The following is a 20411-nucleotide window of genomic DNA, read 5'->3' as shown; positions in this document are numbered from 1 at the left end:
GAGATTGCCCCGGCACTGTCCCCCACAAAGCGAAGGAACATCCCATGTCGACTGCCACCGCCAAGCCCAGGATCGCCCTCATCATCGGCTCCACGCGCGTTGCGCGTTTCGCCGATATGCCCGCACAATGGATGCTCAAGCAGGCCCAGGCCCGTGAGGATCTGGATGTCGAGTTGATCGACCTGCGCGATTTCAACCTGCCCTTCTTCGACGAGGTTGCATCAAGCGCCTTCGTGCCGAGCCAGAGCCCGGAAGCGGTCCGCTGGCAGCAGACCCTCGCCCGCTTCGACGGCTTCATCTTCGTGGTCGCCGAATATAATCACTCGCTCACTGGCGCGCTCAAGAATGCGCTCGACCATGCCTACACGGAATGGAGCCACAAGCCCTTCACCGCGATCGGCTATGGCGGCGTGGGCGCGGCCCGCGCGATCGAGCATCTGCGCCTCATCGGCATCGAAATGCACATGGTTTCAACCCGTACGGCCGTGCATATCGGTGGTAGCGACTTCTTCACGGTCTTCCCGGCTGTCGGCAACCAGCCGATCGAGACGATCGAGCGGAATCTCCTGCCGTCCGCTGCCACTGCCCTCGACGAGCTGGCGTGGTGGGCCAAAGCCACCATGGCCGCTCGCACCGAAGCGGCCTGACCGCACAATCTCGACCTTCATCGTAACATCATAACGGGGTGCCCGCGTTGGCGCTCCGGAGGAGAAAGCTCGTGTCCACCATCGACGTCACTCGCGCAGCCAAGAGCACGGCCATCGCCCCCAGCGGTCGGGAAGTCATTTACCGCACCGCAGGCCGCGGTCATGGCGAGGTGTTCCGCCTCATGAGCCCAAGCGATCTGGGCGAACAACTCAAGCCATTCGTGTTCCTCGACAGCTTCGGCGGCGTGATGAGCGAATTCGCGTCCGCAGGCGGCATGCATCCCCATTCCGGCATCGGCACCGTCACCGTCTTCACCCGTGGCGACGTGCACTTCGACGATCCCGAGGCCGGTTCGGGCTATATCGGCTACGGCGGCGTTGAATGGATGCGCGCGGGTGGCGGTGTCTGGCACGGTAAGGAACTGTCCTCCGGCAAGTCCGAGCGCATTCATGGTTTCCAGCTCTGGTTGTCGCTGCCCGCCGAGCTGGAGCTGGCTCCGGTCGATAGCCAATATGTCGAAGCGTCCGACATGCATCAGGTCGGTCCGGCCCATGTCATCGTCGGTACGCATGGCGGTGTCACCAGTCCGGTCAGGGCTCCGGCAGGCATCAATTACCTGCTCGTGACCCTGGCCCCGGGTCAGCGATGGGACTACGCGCCGCCCACCGGACACACCGTCAGTTGGCTGGCTCTGTCGAAGGGCAGCCTAGTGGGCCCTGCATCTGCCTCCACTGGCGAATTGCTGATCTTCTCCGAAGAGGATGGGGTGATCGCGTTGCAGAGTGGGCCGGACGGGGCGACGTTCGTCCTCGGTTCGGCAATCCCGTCGCCGCACGACCTGCACCTTGGCTACTACTCGGTGCATGCCACGGCCGAAGGACTGGCAACGGGCGAGCGCAACATCCAGGTGCTCAAGGATCAGCTTTTCTCGCTCGGCGACCGCCAGCGCGCATCCGGTTCGACCCCCATCTACCGCGGCTGAACCGGGCTTCCTCCTTTTAGCGGCCCCTCGACCTACCCACACCACAGCCAGGGTCTGCCCCCGGCGCTGGCTGCTTCCCTCTTTGTAACATGAACTTGGAGATACTTATGGCAACCATTGGAATCATCGGCACCGGAATGATCGGCGGGGCCATCGCCCAGCGTCTTGGCGCCAAAGGCATCCCGGCAACGATCGCCAACAGCCGCGGCCCGGAAACGCTCGCAGACCTCGTCGCCAGGGCGGGACCGTCTATCACGGCAGGCACCCGCGAGGAAGCGGCGGCCAAGGACATCGTGTTCGTGTCCGTGAACTGGCCCAAGCTGCAGAGCGCACTTGCAGGGCTTGACTGGAACGGTCGCATTCTCATCGACACCAACAACAACATGCAGAAGCCGCCGCTGCCGCCGATCGATATCGGCGGGCGTGCCTCCACCGCGATCGTTCAGGAGTGGGCGCCAGGCGCCCGCGTCGTGAAGGCGTTCAACCACCACTTCTTCATGAATCTGGAGAAGGCTCCAGACGCGGATGGCGGGCGACGTGTCCTTTTCTATGCCGGCGACGACCAGGGTGCGAAGGCCGAGGTTGCCAGACTGATCGATCAGCTCGGTTTCTTCGGTCTGGACCTGGGCGACGTGGAACATGGCAGCCGCCTGTTCCAGTCCCCCGGCGGTCCGCTCATCGCCCATGACCTCGTGAAGATCGACAGCCCGCTGCCCTTCTGAGCAGCCCCGCGCAGACGGTAAGCCATCTGCGCGGGCCGAGCCGTTGTTCGTACGCAAGATGATGGAATTACCTCGATGACCGACATCCATTCCCCGTTCACGCTCGGAAGGATTGAGCTTCAGAACCGCTTCGTCATGGCGCCGATGACCCGCGCCCGCGCGAACGCGGACGGTACGCCGGGACCGCTTGCCGCTACATATTACGGCCAGCGCGCAGGCGTGGGCCTTACGATCACCGAAGGAACGCAGCCGTCCGACGATGGACAGGGCTATCCCATGACCCCCGGCATCTACACCGATGCCCATGTTGCAGGATGGCACGAGGTGAATGAAGCCATTCATGCCCGTGGCGGCCATGTCTTCCATCAGCTCATGCACGCGGGGCGCATGTCGCATCCCGACAATACGCCACATCACCGGCAAGGGGTTGCGCCCTCCGCAATCGCACCGGGTGAACAAATCTATACACTGGGCGGCATGAAGGACATTCCGGTCCCCCGCGCTCTGACGACCGAGGAAGTGGCTGCAACGGTCGCGGATTATGCATACAGCGCCGGGCGCGCGATCGAGTCCGGGGCCGATGGCGTCGAGATCCACGGGGTTGCCTACCTTATCCATCAATTCCTTGCGAGCAGCGCCAACACGCGCACCGATCGTTACGGCGGATCGATCGAAAACCGCGCTCGCTTCGCGATCGAGGTCGCCCAGGCCGTCATCGCCGGCATCGGTGCCGACCGGACCGGCATCAGGCTCTCGCCCGGCTTCGCTGGCTTCGGCCTGAACGTCGGCCCTGAAGGGCCGGACCTGTTCCGCTATCTGGTAGCCGAACTGGACAAGCTCGGCCTCGCCTACATCCACATCGTCCATTACGGCGCAGACGAAATCCTGCATGACTTCCGCAGGATCTGGAACCGGGCGATCATCCTCAACCGTCCCGCACGGCCCCGGGAAGATATCGGCAAGGACATTGCGTCAGGGCTGGCCGACCTTGAGTCCTACGGCGCCCACATGCTTGCCAATCCGGACTTCATCGAACGTGTGCTCTCGGACGCGCCGCTCAATTCGGCCGACCATGGCGTCTTCTTTGGTAACCAGCCCGAAGGCCCCGAAGCGGGCTACACGGACTTCCCGACCCTGAAGGCCCAGCAGGAGGGAATGTCGGCATGAACCGCTTCCAGGCCGTAGTCCGCTTCGCCATTCACCGCGGTAAGAGCGAGGAGTTCAAGCGCATCGCCGAGGACATGATCCGGCTGACCCGGGAAAAAGATACCGGCACCGTTCGTTTCGATATTTTCGTGAGCGGTGATGGTTCCGAAGCGGTCTTCTACGAAGAGTTTGTCAGCCTCGAAGCGCGGCTCGAGCACTTGGCCAACATGGGAGAAAATGTCGCTGCCATGCTCGCGATCGGCGACATGCGAGCGGATGTTTTGACCCACGCCGATTCCACTCTTCGCGCATCGGTTGAAGGCTTCGACGTGACCTTCTACACACCCTTTCTGCGCATGGCGAAATAGCACCTACCTGGATTGGCTGGTGCGCTATGCAGTCGCTTCTGCCACACGCATGGCCCCCGGCCGTACACCATATCGTCTCAGGATCGCCTTGCTTAACGCGCCTTCCGACCCATAGCCTACTTCCGCGGCAATCTGCGCTACGGAGTCCGTCGTACCGGCCAGGCGCTGACGCGCAACGGCGAGCCGCAGGTCTGATAGAAACTCCCCTGGCGCCTGCCCGCTATGCTGACGAAAGCAGCGTACCAACGTGGCGCGCGAGGTCACGCCGATCGCCGCCAGCTCGTCAAGCGACCAGTTGCGTGTGAGGTCCGACAACATCGCCAGTACCACTCTCGCCGTCGTCCGGTCGCGCAGTAACGACAGCTTCGCATCCCCGCCCGGCGACTGCGCAAGGTAGTCGCGCAACATCATCACGAACAGCGCACGGGCAAAGTCGGCCGCGATCATGGTGGAACCCGCCAACGCCCCGTCCAGCTCGTCGCGAATGTCGGTCAGCAGCCGACGAAACCGCTCCATCAGCGGCTCACCCGCCGTCCGGATCACGATCTCGTCGGGCAGCGCTGCAAGCAGCGGATTGCCGTCCCCCGCGTCGAACAGCAATCGCCCGCAGAGCAGCTCGGTATCCGCCTCCACGCCGACCGTGGCTTTGTCGCGCACACCGTTACGGTAGTCGCTGGCGATCGGCCGCAAAACGCCCCTTACCTTGCTGCGCACAACGTGACTGTCCCCGTGCGGCAGCAGCAGGATGTCACCCGCTTCAAGCGTCAGTTCGCCAAGGCCGGGGCGCTCAAGCACGCAAGTGCCCCGCGTGACGATATGAAATTGTGCCCATCCGGGGCCGCGTGGCTCATGCGCAGACGCCCAGGAGCCGCCAAAACGGCAGAAATCCTCAATCTCAGGCCGAATCCGCAGCAGCGGCACCATTGCCTGCAGCAGTTCAGCCGCTTCCTCCGACACCTTGCCGCTCCTTTGATCCGCCTGGACATGACTATGCGCCGCGTGGCCATGCCGCCAGAGGGATTTCCGACCCAGATAGGCTCCATCAACACGAAGAAGGAACCTAAAATGTCTATGCTCGATTGGAACACCTATCGCGGCCAGGTCGTCGCCGGCGTCGGCGAGATCGCCAAGCTTAGCCCCGACACCGTCAAGGGCTACGCGGCTCTAAGTGGCGCTGGCGGCAAGACCGGCCATCTAGATGCGAAGACCCGGGAACTGATCGCGCTTGCTGTCGCGATCAGCCTGCGTTGCGACGGCTGTATCACCGTTCACGCCGCGGAAGCCAGGAAACTCGGCGTCACCGAGGGCGAACTTGCCGAGGCTCTCGGCGTGGCCACCGCCATCAATGCCGGCGCAGCGCTGGTCTATTCGACCCGGACGCTCGACGCGTTCGCTGTCGCCTGACCGAAAGGATAGAGCCATGAACGCCATCATTCGCAGCGCCCTTACGGCCGTCGCCGCCCCGCGCTCGAACCGGCTCGGCATCGGCGCGATGAAGATCGCCATCGCGGTCATCTTCCTTTGGATCGGAGCGCTGAAGTTCGTGCCCTACGAGGCGGACAGCATCACGCCGTTCGTCGCCAACAGCCCGGTCATGTCGTTCTTCTATGAACACCCGGCAGAGTATAAGGCGCACTTCACGTACGAGGGCGAATTGAAGCCTGTCGAGCGCGCCTGGCAGACCGCCAATAACACCTATGGCTTCTCAACCGGCCTTGGCACGCTTGAGCTTATCATTGGCGGCCTTACGCTTGCAGGCCTGCTCTCGCGAAGGGCCGGTCTGATTGGTGCGGGCCTGGCCTTTGCCACTCCGTTCGTGACCCTATCGTTCTTGTTCACCACACCTGAAGCCTGGGTGGCGGCTTTAGGCGATGCCCAGCATGGCTTCCCCTACCTATCTGGCGCGGGCCGTCTGGTGCTCAAGGATGTTGCCCTGCTGGCGGGCGCATGGCTGGTGCTCGTCGACACAGCTCGAGCTCTTCTACGGGAGGGCGAAGGATCGACCGAGGTCGCGCAAGCGCCAGCGAGAGCCGGCCAGTTGAAGGCGGCGTGAACCCAGTGAGTGACTGTGGCTGATGCCATCTGGCATCAGCCACAGTCACGCCGATCACGCCACGCCGGGTTCCGATCGCTGGCACCCCAGCATCGGCCCGAAGGTGTTCCACTTTCAGCTACCCCGCAACGCAGTCTGGCTGTCTAGTCGCCACCCCAACCGTGCGCCAAATTCCCTTCAACAAGAACGAGATCGCCCTTTCGCGATGACGTTCGAAAAGGAGGCCGGTCGTGACGTATCTGAATCTGGAGTATCGCGAGTTGGTCGCTCCATGGCGAACGAACACCAAAGGTCAGCCGGCGATTTTCGAGGTTGATGCGATCGGCTTCATATTTGCGGTGATCCTGCTTGGTGTCGCTCTCGTCGGCGCGCTGCCGGTGTCGCCAAGCACGAAGCGCCAGCCATGAACGCTCTGGGCCTCCGCCTTGCTGCATCGCCGGTCTGGCCAATGCGCCCGCTCTCGACCTTGGCTCAGCGGATGCGCGGGCTTGGTCCGCTCGCGATTGCCGTCGCCCCGCACTTGTTGCGTATGACGCCTGAAGAGTTCCGGATGATCCTCGCCGGCGTTCAGGCGAGCGTCGTTGCAGCGCGCCACGCCTTCCGGTTCATTGAGGAGCGACGGCTCTGATCCTGCCGAGCTACCCGTCTTCAACATGCAGAAGCCCAACTAATCCGCCCTGAAGGTTGCCTGCACGATCGTAATTGATCGACGAGGGCCTCAAGCCCGCTCCACTCTCAACAATTGGAGGCCCATGCAACCGGGATTGCAGCCCACATGCGCGTTATCGATCCCGACGGCGCTGAATACCGCGCTTGCCCTGTCACCCAATGGGCCGGACGGCCGACGCGCCAGCATCGCCACGCGATCCTCCGGGGAGGCGCACCCGCCGCAACATTTGCCGCCGGCTGCCGACCACCATGTCCAGCGCACCACACCGTACTTCGTCGAACGCGACGATATGCCCGCTTTATCAGCCGATCTTGGCGCTCATCAGGAAGCGTTCGCGGCTTTCCTGCGACTTGCGGCGCAGTTCCGAGATTGCGTGTTCCTCGGTCGCGTCCAGCATCGAGCCGAGCAGGCGCTGGAAGTGCTGGCGCATCGCCACGCGGGCGCCCTGCGGATCGTGGCGGCGCAGCGCCTCGACGACGGCGGCGTGCTCATCCTGCCGGGTCATGCCGTCATGATGGCAGACGCTTTCGTGCGTGTGGCGCACTTCGGGCAATTCGGTGCGCAGCCGCCACAAGGTGCGGATGACATGCGTGATCGCCCCATTGCCCGATGCCGAGGCGATCGTCATGTGGAATTCCCGGTCGATCTCTGTGGAGCGCACATCGTCCTGCTCCACCGCCATCGCTGCGAGCAGTTCGTCCAGCTTCGCCAGCGTCTCGGTCGAGATCACCGGGGCCGCAAGCGCCGCCGCCTCGGACTCGAACAAAGCGCGCGCCTCAGTCAGTTCCAGCGCGCTGACGGCGGGCAGGACGTCGTCGGCACGGTTGGCCCGCTCGGTTACGTAGATGCCCGAGCCGGTCTTGATCCGCAGCACGCCGATCGCCTGCAGCGCAATCGCGGCCTCGCGGATGGTCACGCGGCTGACGTTGAACCGCTCGGCCAATTCGCGCTCTCCGGGCAGGCGGGTGCCGGGGGGGAATACGCCTTCGTCGATCAGGGCCACGATCTGGTCGGCAATGCCCTGGAACAACCTGTCAGCCATGGCGATTCTTCTCTCTCGTTGTCACGCCTGCCTCATAGCTTCCATGCCAAAGCTAGGCAATTGCCTGACCAATCCTGCAGCCCTTCCATTTACGCCATCAGATTTTGGCGCGCACGCCCAGAAAGTAGCGCGAACCGTAGTAGTGATACTGCCGGATGCTGCCCTGAACCGGCATGTCGGTGATCTTCGGTTCGTCGAACACGTTCACCGCCTGGAACTGCAGCTGGACGTTGGGCGTGACGTCGTATGAGGCACGCAGGTCCAGCGTCTGGTTTCCGCGGACGTAGCGCAGCTGCGAATTCCCGCCGACGAAGTCCTGATAATACTTCGAACGATAGTTGTAGATCGCCGAAAGGTTCAGCTTGCCGAGCGAATAGTACAGTTGCCCCGAGACCACGTGCCTGGAATAGCCCGAAAGGTTCGCAGCCGGGATCATCCCCGGCGTCGTATCTCCGGTTTCCGGATCGTAGAGAGCGCCGAGGCGGATATCCTCGTTCCTGAAGTTCGAGTTGGCGTAGTTGTAGCTGACCTTGCCGCCTAGCCCGTCGAATGGCGCGGGCAACCAGGAAAAGCGGTTCGCCAGCGTCACTTCCAGGCCGTAGACCCGGCTCTTGCGGCTGCTGTTCTGGGTCTGGACGACGGGGATCGAATAGTTCTGCCCGCCGATCGCGTAATCTTCGTTCAGCACCACCGGAATGAAGCCGCCGGTGAACTGCTTGTAGTATACCGTGGCCGAGAACAGCGAGTCCTTGTTGAGATAGTATTCGAGCGAGGCGTCGGCGTTCCACGACATCAGCGGTTTCAGACGCGGAGAGCCGTTGGCGGTGATGAGGCTGATCGCATCGGCGACCGAGGAAAAGTTGGTGCCGTCCTCCAGCTGGATCGTCCGCCCTGCGCCGAGCGCGCTGGGTGCGGGCCGCGACATCGCGCGGTAACCGGCAAGGCGCAGCAGCAGATCGGGCTTCAGTTCGAAGATCGCGTTGATGCTGGGCAGCAGGCGGGTCGATTTGCTCTTGATGGTGACCGTATCGAACACGCCGCTGTCGACGAGGCGGATCGAGCCGTCGGGGTTGTTGATGACCTGGAGGTCGCTGCGCAGCCCGTTCGAAGTCACGCGCGTCTGGACCGCGCGCACGCCGAAGTTGCCGCGGATCGGCATGTCGCCCAGCGCACTCTCGTAGTTCGCCATCAGGTAGGCCGCCAGAGTGCGCTCGGTGACGTCGCGGTTGGCGACCGAACGGACATCGGCATTGCGGCCGGGATCCTCGGTCCCTAGATAGCCCTGGAACTGGCAGACCGGGTCGAACGTCGCCCAGCTGGACAGCTGGTTGCCCGGCGCGTTGGAAAGATAGTCGTTCTGCGGGAAGGCGGTGCGGCAGGCCAGGTTGACATCGCGGTCTATGGCGCGGCTGTCCTGCGTGATCTCGACGCGGTCGTCGTAGTCCGAATAGGTCTGCTCGGTCCAGCGAGCACCTGCCGCCACGCTGCGCAGGAACCCGTCCAGCTCATAGGTCGCATCCAGACGCCCGGCGATGATCCGGTTGCGGCGTTGCAGTTCGTCGCGCCGCAGACGGGCGTCGTCGCTGAACAGCGCATGGTCGTTGACGTCGAAGCGCGGGTCGATGGTCAGGGTGGGCGCATAGCTGCCCGGCGCCACGTCATAGATATAGCCGACGCGCTGGTTGTTGATCGCGGTGGGATTGCCATAGATGTCTAGCGGGTCGGTGCGCAGGCGGACCGAACGCTCCACGTCGGTGCGCACGGTGCGCGAGTAAGAGGCATCGGTCTTGATCGTCAGCCGATCCGCCGGGCGCCATTCGACGTTGAATCCGCCGCCGCGGTATTCCTCGTCGCGCTCCAGCAGGGTTCCCACCGCTTCCAGCGAGGTACGCCCTTCGAGGTGGGTGATGACGCCGTTCTCGTCGTAGGCCAGGTTGCTCAGGCCATAGCGCATTTCCGACAGGTTCAGATCGCGTCGGTCCTCGGCGTAGTTGCGCTTGGAATACTGGACGTCGAGGTTGATTTCGAGTGTCGAACTGGGACGCCACTGGACCGCGCCGAAGATCGCATCGCGCTTGTCGCTCTCGCTGATCTGGCGGTACGTCGCGGCGTTCGGGACGAGCGCGAAGGGGGTTCCGGCGGCAGCCTGTTCGCGGCTTACTTCCGAACAGTTGCCGTTCGGCACCGAAATGCCGGGGTTGCACGCCACCCAGGTGGAACTGGCGGCATACGTCTCTTCGGGGTTGTTGGTCTTGTTGCGCTGGACGCCCAGCGCGATGCCGATTTCACCCAGCGCGCCCGCATCGAACTGGTCGACGTAGCTGGCGGTGCCGCGCCAGCCCCATGCGCTCGACCCCCGGATGCGGTCCTGATAGGGGCTGTAGTTTGTCTTGAAGTCCAGCTGGATTCGGCTCTTCTTGAAGGCGAGCGGACGGATCGTGCCCAGTTCGATCGTGCCCGCCACACCGCCTTCGACAAGATCGGCCTGCTGGGTCTTGTAGATCTTGATGCCGTTGATGAGCTCGGACGGGAACTGGTTGAAGTTCACCGCACGGTCGCCGCTGCCGTTGGAGGCATCACGGCCGTTGAAGGTCGTGTTGCTGAGGAACGAGCCCAGGCCGCGCAGCGAGATTTCCGAAGCGCCGCCTTTTTCCCGGTGCGTGGTCGCGCCGGTGATGGTCTGGATCGCCTCGCCCACCGAGAGCGCCGGGAGGTCGCCGATCTCGGTGGACGAGAGCGAGTCAACGATCGCGGTTTCGCGCCGCTTTTCGTTGATGGAGGTCTGGAGTGTTTCCCGAAGGCCGGTGACGATGATGTCCTGCGCAGAGGCGCCGTCGAAGTCCTGCGGCGGAGCAACTGGCTGCGCCTCCTGCCCCAGCGCGGGCGCAGTGATGAAGGCGGTACCGGCCAGCAGGCAGAAACGGATGGTGCGGCGGGAGCGGCCGCGAACAGGGCACGACATCATGATTCCTCTTCCCTTTTGGTCTTTGATTATTTTCTGACCAATTATTATTTTTTAGTCAATCCATTATTTCATACCAATTGGTATGAACATCTTTGTGGATTCATGGTACAATCTGGCTGCGCAGTTCCGCTACAGCCCGCGCAAGATCGCGCGCGACGAGACCCGCGAAGAGTTCAGCGCCCTCTTCGCCGAGGTGCGTGTAGTCGAACTTGCGCTGGAACTGGCCGCGTGGTCCGTCAGGCGTGGTCGGTACATCGGGAAGCCGCGCCTCGGCAGCCGGACGTGCCTTCAGGGTCGTTCCGGTACCCGCCTGGTGTCGCTCGGCATCGCTCGGTGCCGCTTGCGCCAGCGCCATCGATCGCACCGGGCCCATCTCCTGCACCACCGCCGCACTGGCCGCGTTAAGGTCAACCAGCGGCACCTTGAGCGCGGCAGCGACTGCGCGGACTTTAGCCGACCATGGTTCAAGCGTGTTGTTCAGCCGTCCCTTCACGAAGTCGCGCCGGGTCAGCGGGGTTAGCAGTACCGGCACCCCGCCCGCCTGACGGACTTCCTCCACCATGCGGCGCAGGTTTGCGGGGAACTCGGTATCCATCTCGGTCCAGCGCTCGGCGACCGAGGACTGGTCGTTATGGCCGAACTGGATCAGCACGAACGTGCGGCGGTAGCCCGGCACGCCTGCTTCGGCGAGGGCGAGATCCCACGATCCCTCCTGCCGATAGCTGCGCGTTGAGCGTCCGCCGCGCCCCAGATTGAGGCAGGCCGTAGAGGATTTCACGTGATGAGCGCAGAACATCGAGGCCCAACCGCTCATCGGCGCCATCGTGGAATCGCCGACCAGCACGATCTTGTCGACCGCAAGCTTCTTCGCGTCGGTCCGCACCGTGCGTCCCTTGTTGGTGTTCGAGTCCTGCGCGGTTGTACCCGTCCCCAGCAGGGCCACAGAAATTGCCGCGACCACCCATGCCTTGCGCGTCATCCTCTTGTTCCCTTCAGGAAAAGGCCAGTCCGCCGTTGATGTCGAGGTTTACCCCGGTCAGGAAAGCGGCCTCTTCGGACAGCAGGAAGCCGATGGCTGTCGCCACTTCGTCAGGATGGCCTTCGCGGCGCAGCGGGGTGTTGTTCGCCGTGGCAGCGCGGCCCTCGGGCTTGGAGAAGATGTCGTGGAAGCTGGTGCCGATCAGGCCCGGGCACACGGCATTGACGCGGATGCCCTGCGGTCCCAGCTCCTTCGCCCAGCTGCGCGTCAGCGTCATCAGCGCGCCCTTGGACGTGGCATAGATGCTAGCGCCCGGACCACCACCGTCACGGCCCGCCAGCGAGGCGACGTTGACGATCGCGCTACCCTTGGAAAGGTGCGGCAGCGCGGCCTTGGTGACCAGGAACGCAGACTTGAGGTTGAGGTCCATGACATGGTCGAAGAACGCCTCGTCCATCTCGGCCAGCGTCTTGCGCGCGACCATGCCACCCGCGAGGTTGACGACGAAATCGATGCCGCCGAACGCCTCGACGGTGGCGGATACCAGCCCCGCCACGTCCTGCGCACTGGCGACGTCGGCCTGGTGGATCAGGCCCGTGCCGCCTTCGGCTTCGATCTCGGCAAGAGTACGCTCGGCCTCCTCGCGGTTGCTGCGGTAGTTGATGACGACTTTCGCACCCTCACGAGCGAGGTATTGCGATACCGATTTGCCGATGTCGCGGCCGCCGCCGGTGACGATGGCGGTCTTGTCCTTGAAACGCATGGATTCAGCCCTTGTTTTGAGAAGTGTTCGATGGAGTTAGAGGTTCGATCTGGCCGCCCAGCAGCCAGATGCACAGCAGGGAAAGCGGCACCAGCGCGGCGGCCAGCGCGAAGATCGGGGCGTAGCTGACCCTGGTCATGCCCGGCACGAGCCAGGTGGTGACGAGCGTACCCGCCACCGCCGCCGTGCCGCCCAGCCCTGCCAGCGAGCCGACGGTCCCGCCCGCGAAATAGTCGGCAGGCAGGGTCTGGATGTTGTTGATCGCCATCTGGAAGCCGAACAGGATCACCGCGATCAACAGCACCGCATAGAGCGGGCTGGCAGCATGCATCGTCAGCAGCAGCGGCGGCAGCATGATGAGCCCGCCCAGCGTGATCGCGCACTTGCGTGCGAAGTTCACCGTTCGCCCCCGCGCGATCAGCGCGCCTGACAGCCAGCCGCCCGTCAGGCTCCCCGCCATCGCGCCAACGAACGGCACCCAGGCGAACAGGCCGATCTGCTGGACGTCGAAGCCGAAGGTCTCCGCCAGATAGATCGGCAGCCACGAGACGAACAGCCACCAGACCGGATCGAGGAAGAAGCGGCTTGCGATGATCGCCCAACTCTGCCGGTGGCGCAGCATCTGCGCCCAGCCGGGAGCATAACCTTCGGGGCGGGCAGCCTGCGCTTCTCGTGTACCCAGGATATACGCGCGCTCGGCCTCGGTCAGCCACGGGTTACTCTCCGGGTCGGCGCGGTAGAGGAACAGCCAGGGCACCAGCCACAGCAGGCCAAGCACGCCGATCGCGAGGAACGTCGCGCGCCAGCCGAAGGCGGTGAACAGCAGCGCCACCAGCGGCGCGGAGACGATTGCGCCCAGCGAAGCCCCGGCGTTGAACACGCCCTGCGCCAGCGCACGCTCCTTCTGCGGGAACCACAGCGCATTGGCCTTGGCCGCGCCCGGCCAGTTGCCCGCCTCGCTGACCCCCAGCGTAACGCGCAGGAGCGCCAGCAGCCCCAGCGAGCGGACCAGCGCATGCGCCCCGATCGACAGCGACCAGAACAGGATCGAGACGGCAAAGCCCAGCCGTGTACCGATCACGTCGAAGATCTTGCCGAAGGCCGATTGTCCGAAGGCATAGGCCAGCATGAATACCGTCACCAGCAGCGCATAGTCAGACTTGTCCGCGCCGATCTCCTTGGAGACGGCGGGCCACATCACCGCCAGCGCATTGCGGTCGATATAGTTGATGACGGTCGCCAGCCCGATCAGGGCGATGACCATCCAGCGCAGGTTCCTCACTTGGATTTGCCTCCAGTCCTGGTGGCGCTTCCCGGCATCTCGAAGCGCCCGATCGGCCCGTTCCAGTTTTGCTTGACCCCGCCCAGAACCAGCGAATGGGCATGGGTGGGATCGGTATCTCCGGATACCGCGACCACAGTGGAAGCCCCGCTGCGCCAGCCGATCGTCACCACGTCGAGTTCGTTCTCGCGGCGGTGCGTGAAGCTGCGCACGGCGCTCGCGCTGCCGGTCGTTGTCTCCGCCGAAGCATCGTAGCGGCCATGCGGCTCCAGCAGGCTGACGAAGGCGGCGTCGCGCGCGCCATCCAGCCGCTGGACGATGAACGGCTCGCGCCGCAGGTTGAAGCGCGGGTCGTTGGCGCCGCTTTCGCCCAAAATGATCGACACGCCCGGGGTGGCGACACGGTAGCTGTAGAAGCGCCCGTGCTCGATCCAGGTGACGACGCCCTCATCCGCGCCTGGCGTCCCGGTCGCATCCACCCACATGTGCTGATAGCCGTTAGCCTTGCCCAGCACCGGGCGGGCGGTGACGTTGGATTTCAACGAAAAGCCGGTGTCGATCAGATGCCCGGCATAATGCAGTGGCAGGTCGTAGCGTGCTGGCTTGTCGCCCTGCACGCGCAGCAAATCCAGCACAAGCGGGCTTTTCCCCCCCTCCACCGCCAGTTGCACCAGCGCGCGACGGAATGTGACGCCCGGATAAGCGCCCGCCATCTCGGCGATTGAAGCTTTCGTCGGTCCATCACCGTTGAACCACAGCTGGCGCGGCGTCGCGGTGGCGCTCTTCCAGTTGGCGTCGAATTGGCTGGCCTCGTTCACCACAAGCGTGTTGTGCGCGACGGTTTGCTTGGCCCAGCTCTCGTTCTCCGGCAGGTAGCGCCCGCCGTCCTTGGCCTCGATGTTGAGGAAACGCGCCGCACCGTAATCGGTGACGATCGCCTGCCCGTTATCGTAAAGGATCCAGTTCAGCCGGTCGAAATGGCCATGGCCCATGCCCTGCGCAGTGTTCTTGGCAACCAGCACCTGATCCCTGGCGCCAGCCCCGTCGCGCAGCACGGCAATGCCCCCGTCAGTACCATCCGGCCCGTCGCGCAGCAGCACCGAGGCGAAGGGAAATGGCTTCGCTTTGCCCGCCGCCAGATCGCGCGCCACTTCCAGCCCCTTGGGCGTCAGGACGGTACGCCCCTGCCACTGCGCGATGGAAAGCAGCGCTGGATCGTGCGTCTTGGCATAGCCGATCGCGACTGCCTGATAGAGTTCCTCGGTCTTGAGGCTCTTGTCCGGCATGGCGTCGTTGAAGGGGAAGAAATAGCCGTCGTAGGTGGATTGGATCGAGGTGCGGATGGCCTTCAGGACAACGCCGTCGCGATATTCGAAGATGCGCCGATGTGGCTCGTTCGCGTCGATTGCGGCGGCGAAGATCACGAAGGGCTGCAGGGCATAGCGCTGGTAGTACGGCCCTTCGGCATAATAGCCGTCGGGAGAGAACAGCAGGTCCAGCTGGCGCAGGAACCCGGCCTTGCCGCTCTTGTCGAGGCCCTTCAGCGCCTTGTCGACAAGATCCTGATCGCGCAGCACGTAGCCGGTCATGCCGACGCCGGCATTGGCCCATGTCGCGTGGTTGTGAATGCGATCGAAGACCTTGGGCGATTCGGTCGACAGGAACGTCGCCATCCGGCGGAACACCTGTTCGTCGATCGTCTTGCGGTCCTGTGGCGTCAGGGCGCCGCGCACCGCGTCGTATCCCTGGATGCCATAGACCAGCCAGACGGAATCGTTGAGGCTCTGCCAGAACAGGCGGCCTGCCGCTTGGTTGGCGGCGGCGGGGTGCGGGCCAAGGCCGGGGTAGAGCTTGGCATAAGCCAGCAGCAGATCGCGCGCGTAGTCCGCATAGCGTTTATCACCAGTGATGCGGTACAGCAGGCCCGCGCCGTAAAGCGCCGTGTAGTTGCGCTTATGCTGTTCGTGCGTGGCCCCGCCGCCCGGATCCTTGGGCACCGGCACGTCGATCCCCGCCTTCATCGCCGCATCCACCGCCTTGCGCACGCGCGACAGTTCCGCAGCGAATAGCGGATAACGCTCAGCCTGCGCGCCAAGGCCGGAAAGTGCGGCGGCGTCGGTCAGGACCGGGTGCGCGTCGTCTGCGGGGGGTGCCCCAAGTGCGGGCAGCGGTGCCGTAGCGACCAGCGCCGCGCCCAGAAGAAAGCCTCGTGCGATCATGATGCGTCTCCGCCGCTGACGTTGCCGGATACCTGAACCTGCGGGGTGCTCTGCGGGTAGAGCCGCGCGATCTGCGGCTGTGGGGTATCGACAAAACGGTTGTCCAAGATACGGGTGAGCGGCGCGCCGACGCTGTGGGAAACGGCGATCTGGCCCGCCTTGCGGAAGGTGTTGCGGGCGATCAGCGCGGACTGCACGCCCGACAGCGCCAGCAGTTCCGGGCCGCCGCCATCCACCGAGTTGCCGGTGATTTCCACTTCGGGGCCGAAGGTGCTTTCGTCGGTCCCGCCGCGCAGTACCCGCGCCAGCACGCCCACCCGCGCAAAGCGGGAATCGGCGATGGTCATGCGCTCGGCGGCGTAGAGGCCCTTACCGCCAGTCTCCGCATCGGCGGCCAGCACCGCGCCCGAAAGGCCGGAAACGGTAACGCCGCGCAGGCTCAAGTGATCGGCGAAAGTGGCGGGCGTGGTGGCGAGGATATCGAATCCCGGCGCAGCCTCCATCCCGACGAAATCGGTGTCCTCGATCTCCACCGCATAATTGGCAATGGTCGAGGTCGGCGCGGAACGGACCACCGCGTTGCCTTCACGGCGGGGGGCCTGATCGCCAGTGATCGTCAAGCCCTGCAGGCGCAGGCGGCCGCCTTCTGCCAGCGCGAACAACGTCTGGCCGGTGAAGGCGATCGTGGCGTTCCTTGGCCCCGAGACGGTCACCGGCAGGGCGATGCGAAGGGGGGCACGAACGGTGTAGCGCCCGGCGGCAAGGGCGATCACGTCCCCGGCTCTCGCGGTGGAGACAGCGGCTTCCAGCGTGTCCGGGCGCGCCTCGATCGTGCGCCCCAATCCGAAAGCGATTTCAGGCGCGGGCTTGGCGTACCAGGCCGGCCCGACTTGCGCCAGCGTGACCGGAACCAGATCGCGAGGCGCGCCCCGGTTCGCCAGCGCCGGATCGCTGGGATAAAGCAGTCCGTTGGCGGCACGTTTCAGAGCGATCGGCCCGGTGGTGAAGCCCGAAGCGAGTTCGGCGGGGACCTGCGCGCTTGCCGCGTTGTCCGTAAAGGCAATCCCCTTGACGTCCGCCTCGATTGCGAAGGGGGAGGCGCCAAATCCGGTCACGAGATTACCGGTGAAGCGGCTGTCGTGCGGTGGTGCCGAACGCTCCGCATCCGCGCCTGCGCCCAGCGTGATCCGCGCGGCATCCAGTATGGAGTTGTTGGCGATCAGCGCGCCGGTCACGGGATGGTAGCGGTTGATCGCCGAGCCGGGCACACCGTTCATCACCGCGATTGCGCTGGTGAACGTGGTGCCTGCCAGCCCTTCCATGTAGTTGTCGCGCACGATCTGGCCCACGTTGATGACGCGCACCCCGCCCGTATGCGGCTTGCCCTTTCCGAAAAAGACGTTGCGTTCCACCAGATTGCCATTGCCGTGGCGCAGCACGATCGAACCCTGCGACTGCAGGATCAGGTTGCCGCGCACCACGTTGCCGCCGGACTTTACGGAGACGATCTCCACCTCACCGTCGCAGCGGTCGAACACATTTGCCTCAACGGTGGTGAGTGAGTCCGAGAGAGATTCGTCGCTGGTGCCGATGCGGATCGTCTCGCCGCCGTTTGAGCCGAGCGGCGGGCGCGGACCGAAATAGTTGTGATCGATCCGGTGGCGGTTGGCCTCTGGCTGGCCTTTGGGGCGGATCACCGCCAGCGTCACCCCCGCATTGCCCTTGCCTGCAAACCAGCTGTGATCAACGCGGTTGTCATGGCCGTAGAGCGAGACCCAGCGATCCTCGCGGCGGCGGTCGGGCTGGTTGAATCGGTCGATTACCATCTCGGTCACCCGCGAATGCACCGCGACGCGACGCGAATCACGACGAAAACTGACGACCTCGTCGCCCGCAGCGGCGCCGTCGCGGAATACCAGCCCGGAAGCTACCAGCCACTCGCCCGCCATCTTCAGGCTGGACGCTCCGGTCAGAACCACCTTTCCCGCGGTCTGCGCCGCCAGCGTAACCGGCTGCCCCGCACGCCCATGGGCTTCGAAGACGATCTGGAAATCCTTCCACTCCCCATCTGCAAGCCGGATGACATCGCCGGCCCGCACTTTCGGCAAAACTTCCGCATAGTCGGCGGATGTATGGACAAGATAGTCTCGAGCCATGGCCGGAAATACCGGGCTGGAGCCAATCAGCAAAATTGGTATGAACATTTTTCCAACCAACTCGCCCTCTCCATTCCTGCTTGTTATGTTTATTGGCATAAACATTTGGCATGCATTAGGCAAGCCACTCCCTGCTGCCTAACAAGGAGGTCTAAGATCTCTTAAATTCGGCGGTATTGCGGGGGTTCAAAACATACAGTCGATGCCAGCGCGATCGATTGGCCGGCGGCATGTCATGCCTCAGGACGTGTTGCGATCAGTGCGCCGTCGATCGCGGCCTTCGTCTTTCTGCCAATCTCGATCATCGGCAGTCGCAACGTTGACGGGTAAGCCACCCGAATCCGTTGCATTGCATATTTCAACGGAGCCGGAGAGGCTTCCAGAAAGAGCGCGCGGTGTAGCGGTAACAGGGCTTCATTGATCTGCGCAGCACCTTGATAATCATGCCGCCTGCAAAGCTCGTGAAATTTCGCGCACAGGCCGGGGGCGACATTGGCGGTGACCGATATGCAGCCCACCCCGCCCGCTTCCATGAAGCCAAGGCTTGTTTCGTCATTGCCAGACAACTGCGATAACTCTTCTCCGCAGAAATCCCGTTGTAGTGCCACGCGCTCGATCGCTCCGGTGGCATCCTTCAATCCTGCGAACGACCCAGGATGCATGGTTACAAGCAAGCCCATTGTGTCGGGCGCGATGTCCACGCCTGTGCGTGTGGGCACATTGTAGATTACGATCGGCAGGCCGCAGCGCCGGGCAAGCTCGGAATAATGAGCGATGATCCCGTTCTGGTCGGGCCTCACATAGTATGGCGGCGCAATCATGGCCGCCGCCGCGCCTGCATCCTGCGCGATCCGCATATGCCGCAGCGTCGTGGCAGTACTCGGCGTGCCGCATCCGGCGACTACCGGCACCCGATCGGCCGCTTCTGATACGACGATCTTCAGCACGCGCTGGTACTCGGGCTCGGAGAGGCTTGTTGCCTCGCCTGTCGTCCCGCATGCGACCAGACCGGAAGACCCTTCCTCGATCAACCATGACACGTGATCGCGAAGCGCACTCTCGTCGATACCGTCACAAGTGAACGGCGTGGGCAAGGCGGGAATTGAACCCGAGAACATGGATACTGCTCCAGCAATGAAGGAGCGAACGAATTATGCACATCGGAATAGAAATGCGAGATCGAGAAAAGGCTCGATCCATTTGATCCGCATACCGTTGACGCGAATATCTCCGGGCAGATTTCAACGAAGATTCAACGCAGCGCGTGGCATCTCGATCTGGAATACATATCCCGTGGCCCGTACCTTGTTCTGCGTCGGACAGTATATCTGGATGCCGGCAGTGCTAGAAGCTTTCAGGAGCATCTCGTGACCAAGTCCCCCCATATTCCGGAGCCTGACCAACGCGGCTCGATCATATACATCGGCGAGCAGGCCCATTGTCTTTGGCATGTTCGTGAGAGCAACGGTCTGCTTGAAGGCCGATTCATCTCACGCGAGGCCGCGTGGCGGTTCGCCCGCTCGGAGATCCATGCCTACCCCGGCGCGCGGATCGTCTTTACCACCGACTGGGCTGCACCTGCTGCCGTGAACGCGCAGGTGCCGGGCATGCCCGCCATCGCCCATGCGGCCTGATCCGGGAGAACGTCCATGCACTACTCTCTCGTGACCGTAGGGCGGCCACCTTGGCCTGTTGTCAGCCTTGGCGATGCCTTGCGCGGCGAGGATGCGGAGGTCGATCCGCGCTGGCCGGCCCTTGTCTCCCACCTCCGAAGCCTGCACGAAGCGGGGCGCCGAGCAATACGCATAGTTGATGTCAATTGCGGCGATGGCGCCTTGCTCATACATGCAGTGCGCGAGGCTCGCGCCCTCGGCTTCCTCGCTGTCGAGGGTCTGGGTGCAGACAGCAACGGCGCCGCCATCAAGGAGGCGCGCTGGCGATCGCATCTGCTGCACGATACAGGCATCGGCATCGAGTTCGAAGTTGCCGAACCTTTGGTGCAACTGGAAGTCGAAGCCGAATTCCCTGTCGACATCGTCCTGTATCACGTTCCCTTGCAGCGTTCTGACCGACTCCAGAGCGCAGTGGTGCGCGCAGCCCGTCTGGCGCTTGCGAAAGGTGTTCGATCTCAGGGCCGATTGGGATGACACGCCAGGATCGTCACTGGCGGGGACTGGGCGCCGTTCTGCTCGTCGGCGCTCCGTGTGCGGAGCTTCTCATCCCCGGCGATGCGAGCGGGCTGCGCGGAATGCTCACCTTGTTGCTGCTGGCTACGTCCTTGGCCGGGATCGTCTTTCTTCTTCGGGGCAAGAAGGTGATGTGGGCCTGGCGCATCGAAAGCGGTCGTCATCGCAAGCTTCCCGAACTCATCCGCTCCCGGCGGCAACAACGGGCAGCAAAGCGCCGCCCCTGATTT

21 protein-coding genes are annotated in these 20411 nt (G+C 63.8%); 12 read left to right on the top strand and 9 right to left on the bottom strand.

Going from position 1 to position 20411, the window contains the following annotated elements:
• Positions 1–44: 44 nt before the first annotated feature.
• From GGR40_RS10415 to GGR40_RS10395, 5 genes are all read left to right on the top strand, one after another.
• Positions 45–647, top strand: a complete 603-nt coding sequence (locus tag GGR40_RS10415; RefSeq protein WP_429276171.1) for an NADPH-dependent FMN reductase — start codon at positions 45–47, stop codon at positions 645–647.
• Between the two features lie 71 nt (positions 648–718).
• Entirely contained in the window at positions 719–1630 is a 912-nt protein-coding gene (locus GGR40_RS10410) for a pirin family protein (RefSeq protein WP_429276170.1), read from the top strand.
• Between the two features lie 107 nt (positions 1631–1737).
• Positions 1738–2352: an NADPH-dependent F420 reductase gene (locus GGR40_RS10405; protein WP_429276169.1), complete on the top strand. Its 615-nt coding sequence runs from the start codon at positions 1738–1740 to the stop codon at positions 2350–2352.
• Positions 2353–2427: 75 nt separating this feature from the next.
• Positions 2428–3519 (top strand): alkene reductase, encoded by a 1092-nt coding sequence (locus GGR40_RS10400; RefSeq protein ID WP_429276168.1) that lies wholly within the window; start codon positions 2428–2430, stop codon positions 3517–3519.
• A complete protein-coding gene (locus tag GGR40_RS10395; protein ID WP_429276167.1) occupies positions 3516–3866 on the top strand; it encodes a putative quinol monooxygenase in 351 nt (116 codons plus the stop codon). Before GGR40_RS10400 ends, GGR40_RS10395 begins: the two co-directional genes overlap by 4 nt.
• Positions 3867–3890: 24 nt before the next feature.
• On the opposite strand, the gene GGR40_RS10390 is transcribed toward GGR40_RS10395, so the two are convergent.
• Positions 3891–4823 (bottom strand): cupin domain-containing protein, encoded by a 933-nt coding sequence (locus tag GGR40_RS10390; RefSeq protein WP_429276166.1) that lies wholly within the window; start codon positions 4821–4823, stop codon positions 3891–3893.
• Between the two features lie 12 nt (positions 4824–4835).
• Between GGR40_RS10390 and GGR40_RS10385 the strand changes: the two genes are divergently transcribed.
• The 4 genes from GGR40_RS10385 to GGR40_RS10370 all read left to right on the top strand — a co-directional run bounded on the left by GGR40_RS10385 (position 4836) and on the right by GGR40_RS10370 (position 6547).
• Positions 4836–5270 carry a carboxymuconolactone decarboxylase family protein gene (locus tag GGR40_RS10385; RefSeq protein ID WP_429276165.1) on the top strand — a complete coding sequence of 145 codons (435 nt, stop codon included), beginning with the start codon at positions 4836–4838 and terminating at the stop codon, positions 5268–5270.
• 16 nt (positions 5271–5286) lie between these two features.
• Positions 5287–5919, top strand: a complete 633-nt coding sequence (rclC, locus tag GGR40_RS10380) for a reactive chlorine resistance membrane protein RclC (RefSeq protein ID WP_429276164.1) — start codon at positions 5287–5289, stop codon at positions 5917–5919.
• 230 nt (positions 5920–6149) lie between these two features.
• Positions 6150–6326, top strand: a complete 177-nt coding sequence (locus GGR40_RS10375; RefSeq protein WP_429276163.1) for a hypothetical protein — start codon at positions 6150–6152, stop codon at positions 6324–6326.
• Positions 6323–6547, top strand: coding sequence for a hypothetical protein (locus tag GGR40_RS10370; RefSeq protein WP_429276162.1), 225 nt, complete (start codon positions 6323–6325; stop codon positions 6545–6547). Before GGR40_RS10375 ends, GGR40_RS10370 begins: the two co-directional genes overlap by 4 nt.
• Before the next feature lie 343 nt (positions 6548–6890).
• Here the strand turns inward: GGR40_RS10370 and GGR40_RS10365 are convergent, their stop codons facing one another.
• From GGR40_RS10365 to dapA, 8 genes are all read right to left on the bottom strand, one after another.
• Complete coding sequence (locus GGR40_RS10365) at positions 6891–7631, bottom strand: FadR/GntR family transcriptional regulator (RefSeq protein WP_429276161.1); 741 nt, start codon at positions 7629–7631, stop codon at positions 6891–6893.
• Between the two features lie 97 nt (positions 7632–7728).
• A complete protein-coding gene (locus GGR40_RS10360) occupies positions 7729–10596 on the bottom strand; it encodes a TonB-dependent receptor (RefSeq protein WP_429276160.1) in 2868 nt (955 codons plus the stop codon).
• A 100-nt stretch (positions 10597–10696) separates the two neighbouring features.
• The gene (locus GGR40_RS10355; protein ID WP_429276159.1) at positions 10697–11575 is read right to left on the bottom strand and encodes a rhamnogalacturonan acetylesterase; all 879 of its coding nucleotides are present in this window, start codon (positions 11573–11575) and stop codon (positions 10697–10699) included.
• Positions 11576–11588: 13 nt separating this feature from the next.
• Positions 11589–12338, bottom strand: a complete 750-nt coding sequence (locus GGR40_RS10350; RefSeq protein WP_429276158.1) for an SDR family NAD(P)-dependent oxidoreductase — start codon at positions 12336–12338, stop codon at positions 11589–11591.
• Between the two features lie 4 nt (positions 12339–12342).
• The gene (locus tag GGR40_RS10345; protein WP_429276157.1) at positions 12343–13620 is read right to left on the bottom strand and encodes an MFS transporter; all 1278 of its coding nucleotides are present in this window, start codon (positions 13618–13620) and stop codon (positions 12343–12345) included.
• On the bottom strand, positions 13617–15839 hold the full coding sequence (locus tag GGR40_RS10340; RefSeq protein WP_429276156.1) for an alginate lyase family protein: 2223 nt from the start codon (positions 15837–15839) through the stop codon (positions 13617–13619). The genes GGR40_RS10345 and GGR40_RS10340 overlap by 4 nt, the downstream gene beginning before the upstream one ends.
• The gene (locus GGR40_RS10335) at positions 15836–17995 is read right to left on the bottom strand and encodes a chondroitinase-B domain-containing protein (protein ID WP_429276155.1); all 2160 of its coding nucleotides are present in this window, start codon (positions 17993–17995) and stop codon (positions 15836–15838) included. Before GGR40_RS10335 ends, GGR40_RS10340 begins: the two co-directional genes overlap by 4 nt.
• 233 nt (positions 17996–18228) lie before the next feature.
• Positions 18229–19113 (bottom strand): 4-hydroxy-tetrahydrodipicolinate synthase, encoded by an 885-nt coding sequence (gene dapA, locus GGR40_RS10330; protein WP_429276154.1) that lies wholly within the window; start codon positions 19111–19113, stop codon positions 18229–18231.
• A 249-nt stretch (positions 19114–19362) separates the two neighbouring features.
• Between dapA and GGR40_RS10325 the strand changes: the two genes are divergently transcribed.
• From GGR40_RS10325 to GGR40_RS10315, 3 genes are read left to right on the top strand one after another with little or no spacing between them, the layout of a single operon-like run.
• On the top strand, positions 19363–19629 hold the full coding sequence (locus tag GGR40_RS10325; protein WP_429276153.1) for a hypothetical protein: 267 nt from the start codon (positions 19363–19365) through the stop codon (positions 19627–19629).
• A gap of 15 nt (positions 19630–19644) precedes the next feature.
• A complete protein-coding gene (locus GGR40_RS10320) occupies positions 19645–20142 on the top strand; it encodes an SAM-dependent methyltransferase (RefSeq protein WP_429276152.1) in 498 nt (165 codons plus the stop codon).
• Positions 20139–20408: a hypothetical protein gene (locus tag GGR40_RS10315; RefSeq protein WP_429276151.1), complete on the top strand. Its 270-nt coding sequence runs from the start codon at positions 20139–20141 to the stop codon at positions 20406–20408. Before GGR40_RS10320 ends, GGR40_RS10315 begins: the two co-directional genes overlap by 4 nt.
• Positions 20409–20411 lie beyond the last annotated feature (3 nt).

It is taken from the genome of Novosphingobium gossypii (genome assembly GCF_050433305.1).
Lineage (GTDB): Bacteria > Pseudomonadota > Alphaproteobacteria > Sphingomonadales > Sphingomonadaceae > Novosphingobium > Novosphingobium gossypii.
This window is presented reverse-complemented; position numbering and strand designations above follow the sequence as displayed.

What these genes read in the sequence shown, in the direction of transcription:
- GGR40_RS10405 (WP_429276169.1), top strand. Translation starts at nt 1,738, where the DNA reads ATGGCAACCATTGGAATCATCGGCACCGGAATGATCGGCGGGGCCATC.
- GGR40_RS10355 (WP_429276159.1), bottom strand. Translation starts at nt 11,575, where the DNA reads ATGACGCGCAAGGCATGGGTGGTCGCGGCAATTTCTGTGGCCCTGCTG.
- GGR40_RS10315 (WP_429276151.1), top strand. Translation starts at nt 20,139, where the DNA reads ATGACACGCCAGGATCGTCACTGGCGGGGACTGGGCGCCGTTCTGCTC.
- GGR40_RS10340 (WP_429276156.1), bottom strand. Translation starts at nt 15,839, where the DNA reads ATGATCGCACGAGGCTTTCTTCTGGGCGCGGCGCTGGTCGCTACGGCA.
- GGR40_RS10360 (WP_429276160.1), bottom strand. Translation starts at nt 10,596, where the DNA reads ATGATGTCGTGCCCTGTTCGCGGCCGCTCCCGCCGCACCATCCGTTTC.
- rclC (WP_429276164.1), top strand. Translation starts at nt 5,287, where the DNA reads ATGAACGCCATCATTCGCAGCGCCCTTACGGCCGTCGCCGCCCCGCGC.
- GGR40_RS10395 (WP_429276167.1), top strand. Translation starts at nt 3,516, where the DNA reads ATGAACCGCTTCCAGGCCGTAGTCCGCTTCGCCATTCACCGCGGTAAG.
- GGR40_RS10370 (WP_429276162.1), top strand. Translation starts at nt 6,323, where the DNA reads ATGAACGCTCTGGGCCTCCGCCTTGCTGCATCGCCGGTCTGGCCAATG.
- GGR40_RS10365 (WP_429276161.1), bottom strand. Translation starts at nt 7,631, where the DNA reads ATGGCTGACAGGTTGTTCCAGGGCATTGCCGACCAGATCGTGGCCCTG.
- GGR40_RS10415 (WP_429276171.1), top strand. Translation starts at nt 45, where the DNA reads ATGTCGACTGCCACCGCCAAGCCCAGGATCGCCCTCATCATCGGCTCC.
- GGR40_RS10400 (WP_429276168.1), top strand. Translation starts at nt 2,428, where the DNA reads ATGACCGACATCCATTCCCCGTTCACGCTCGGAAGGATTGAGCTTCAG.
- GGR40_RS10350 (WP_429276158.1), bottom strand. Translation starts at nt 12,338, where the DNA reads ATGCGTTTCAAGGACAAGACCGCCATCGTCACCGGCGGCGGCCGCGAC.
- GGR40_RS10320 (WP_429276152.1), top strand. Translation starts at nt 19,645, where the DNA reads ATGCACTACTCTCTCGTGACCGTAGGGCGGCCACCTTGGCCTGTTGTC.
- GGR40_RS10335 (WP_429276155.1), bottom strand. Translation starts at nt 17,995, where the DNA reads ATGGCTCGAGACTATCTTGTCCATACATCCGCCGACTATGCGGAAGTT.
- dapA (WP_429276154.1), bottom strand. Translation starts at nt 19,113, where the DNA reads ATGTTCTCGGGTTCAATTCCCGCCTTGCCCACGCCGTTCACTTGTGAC.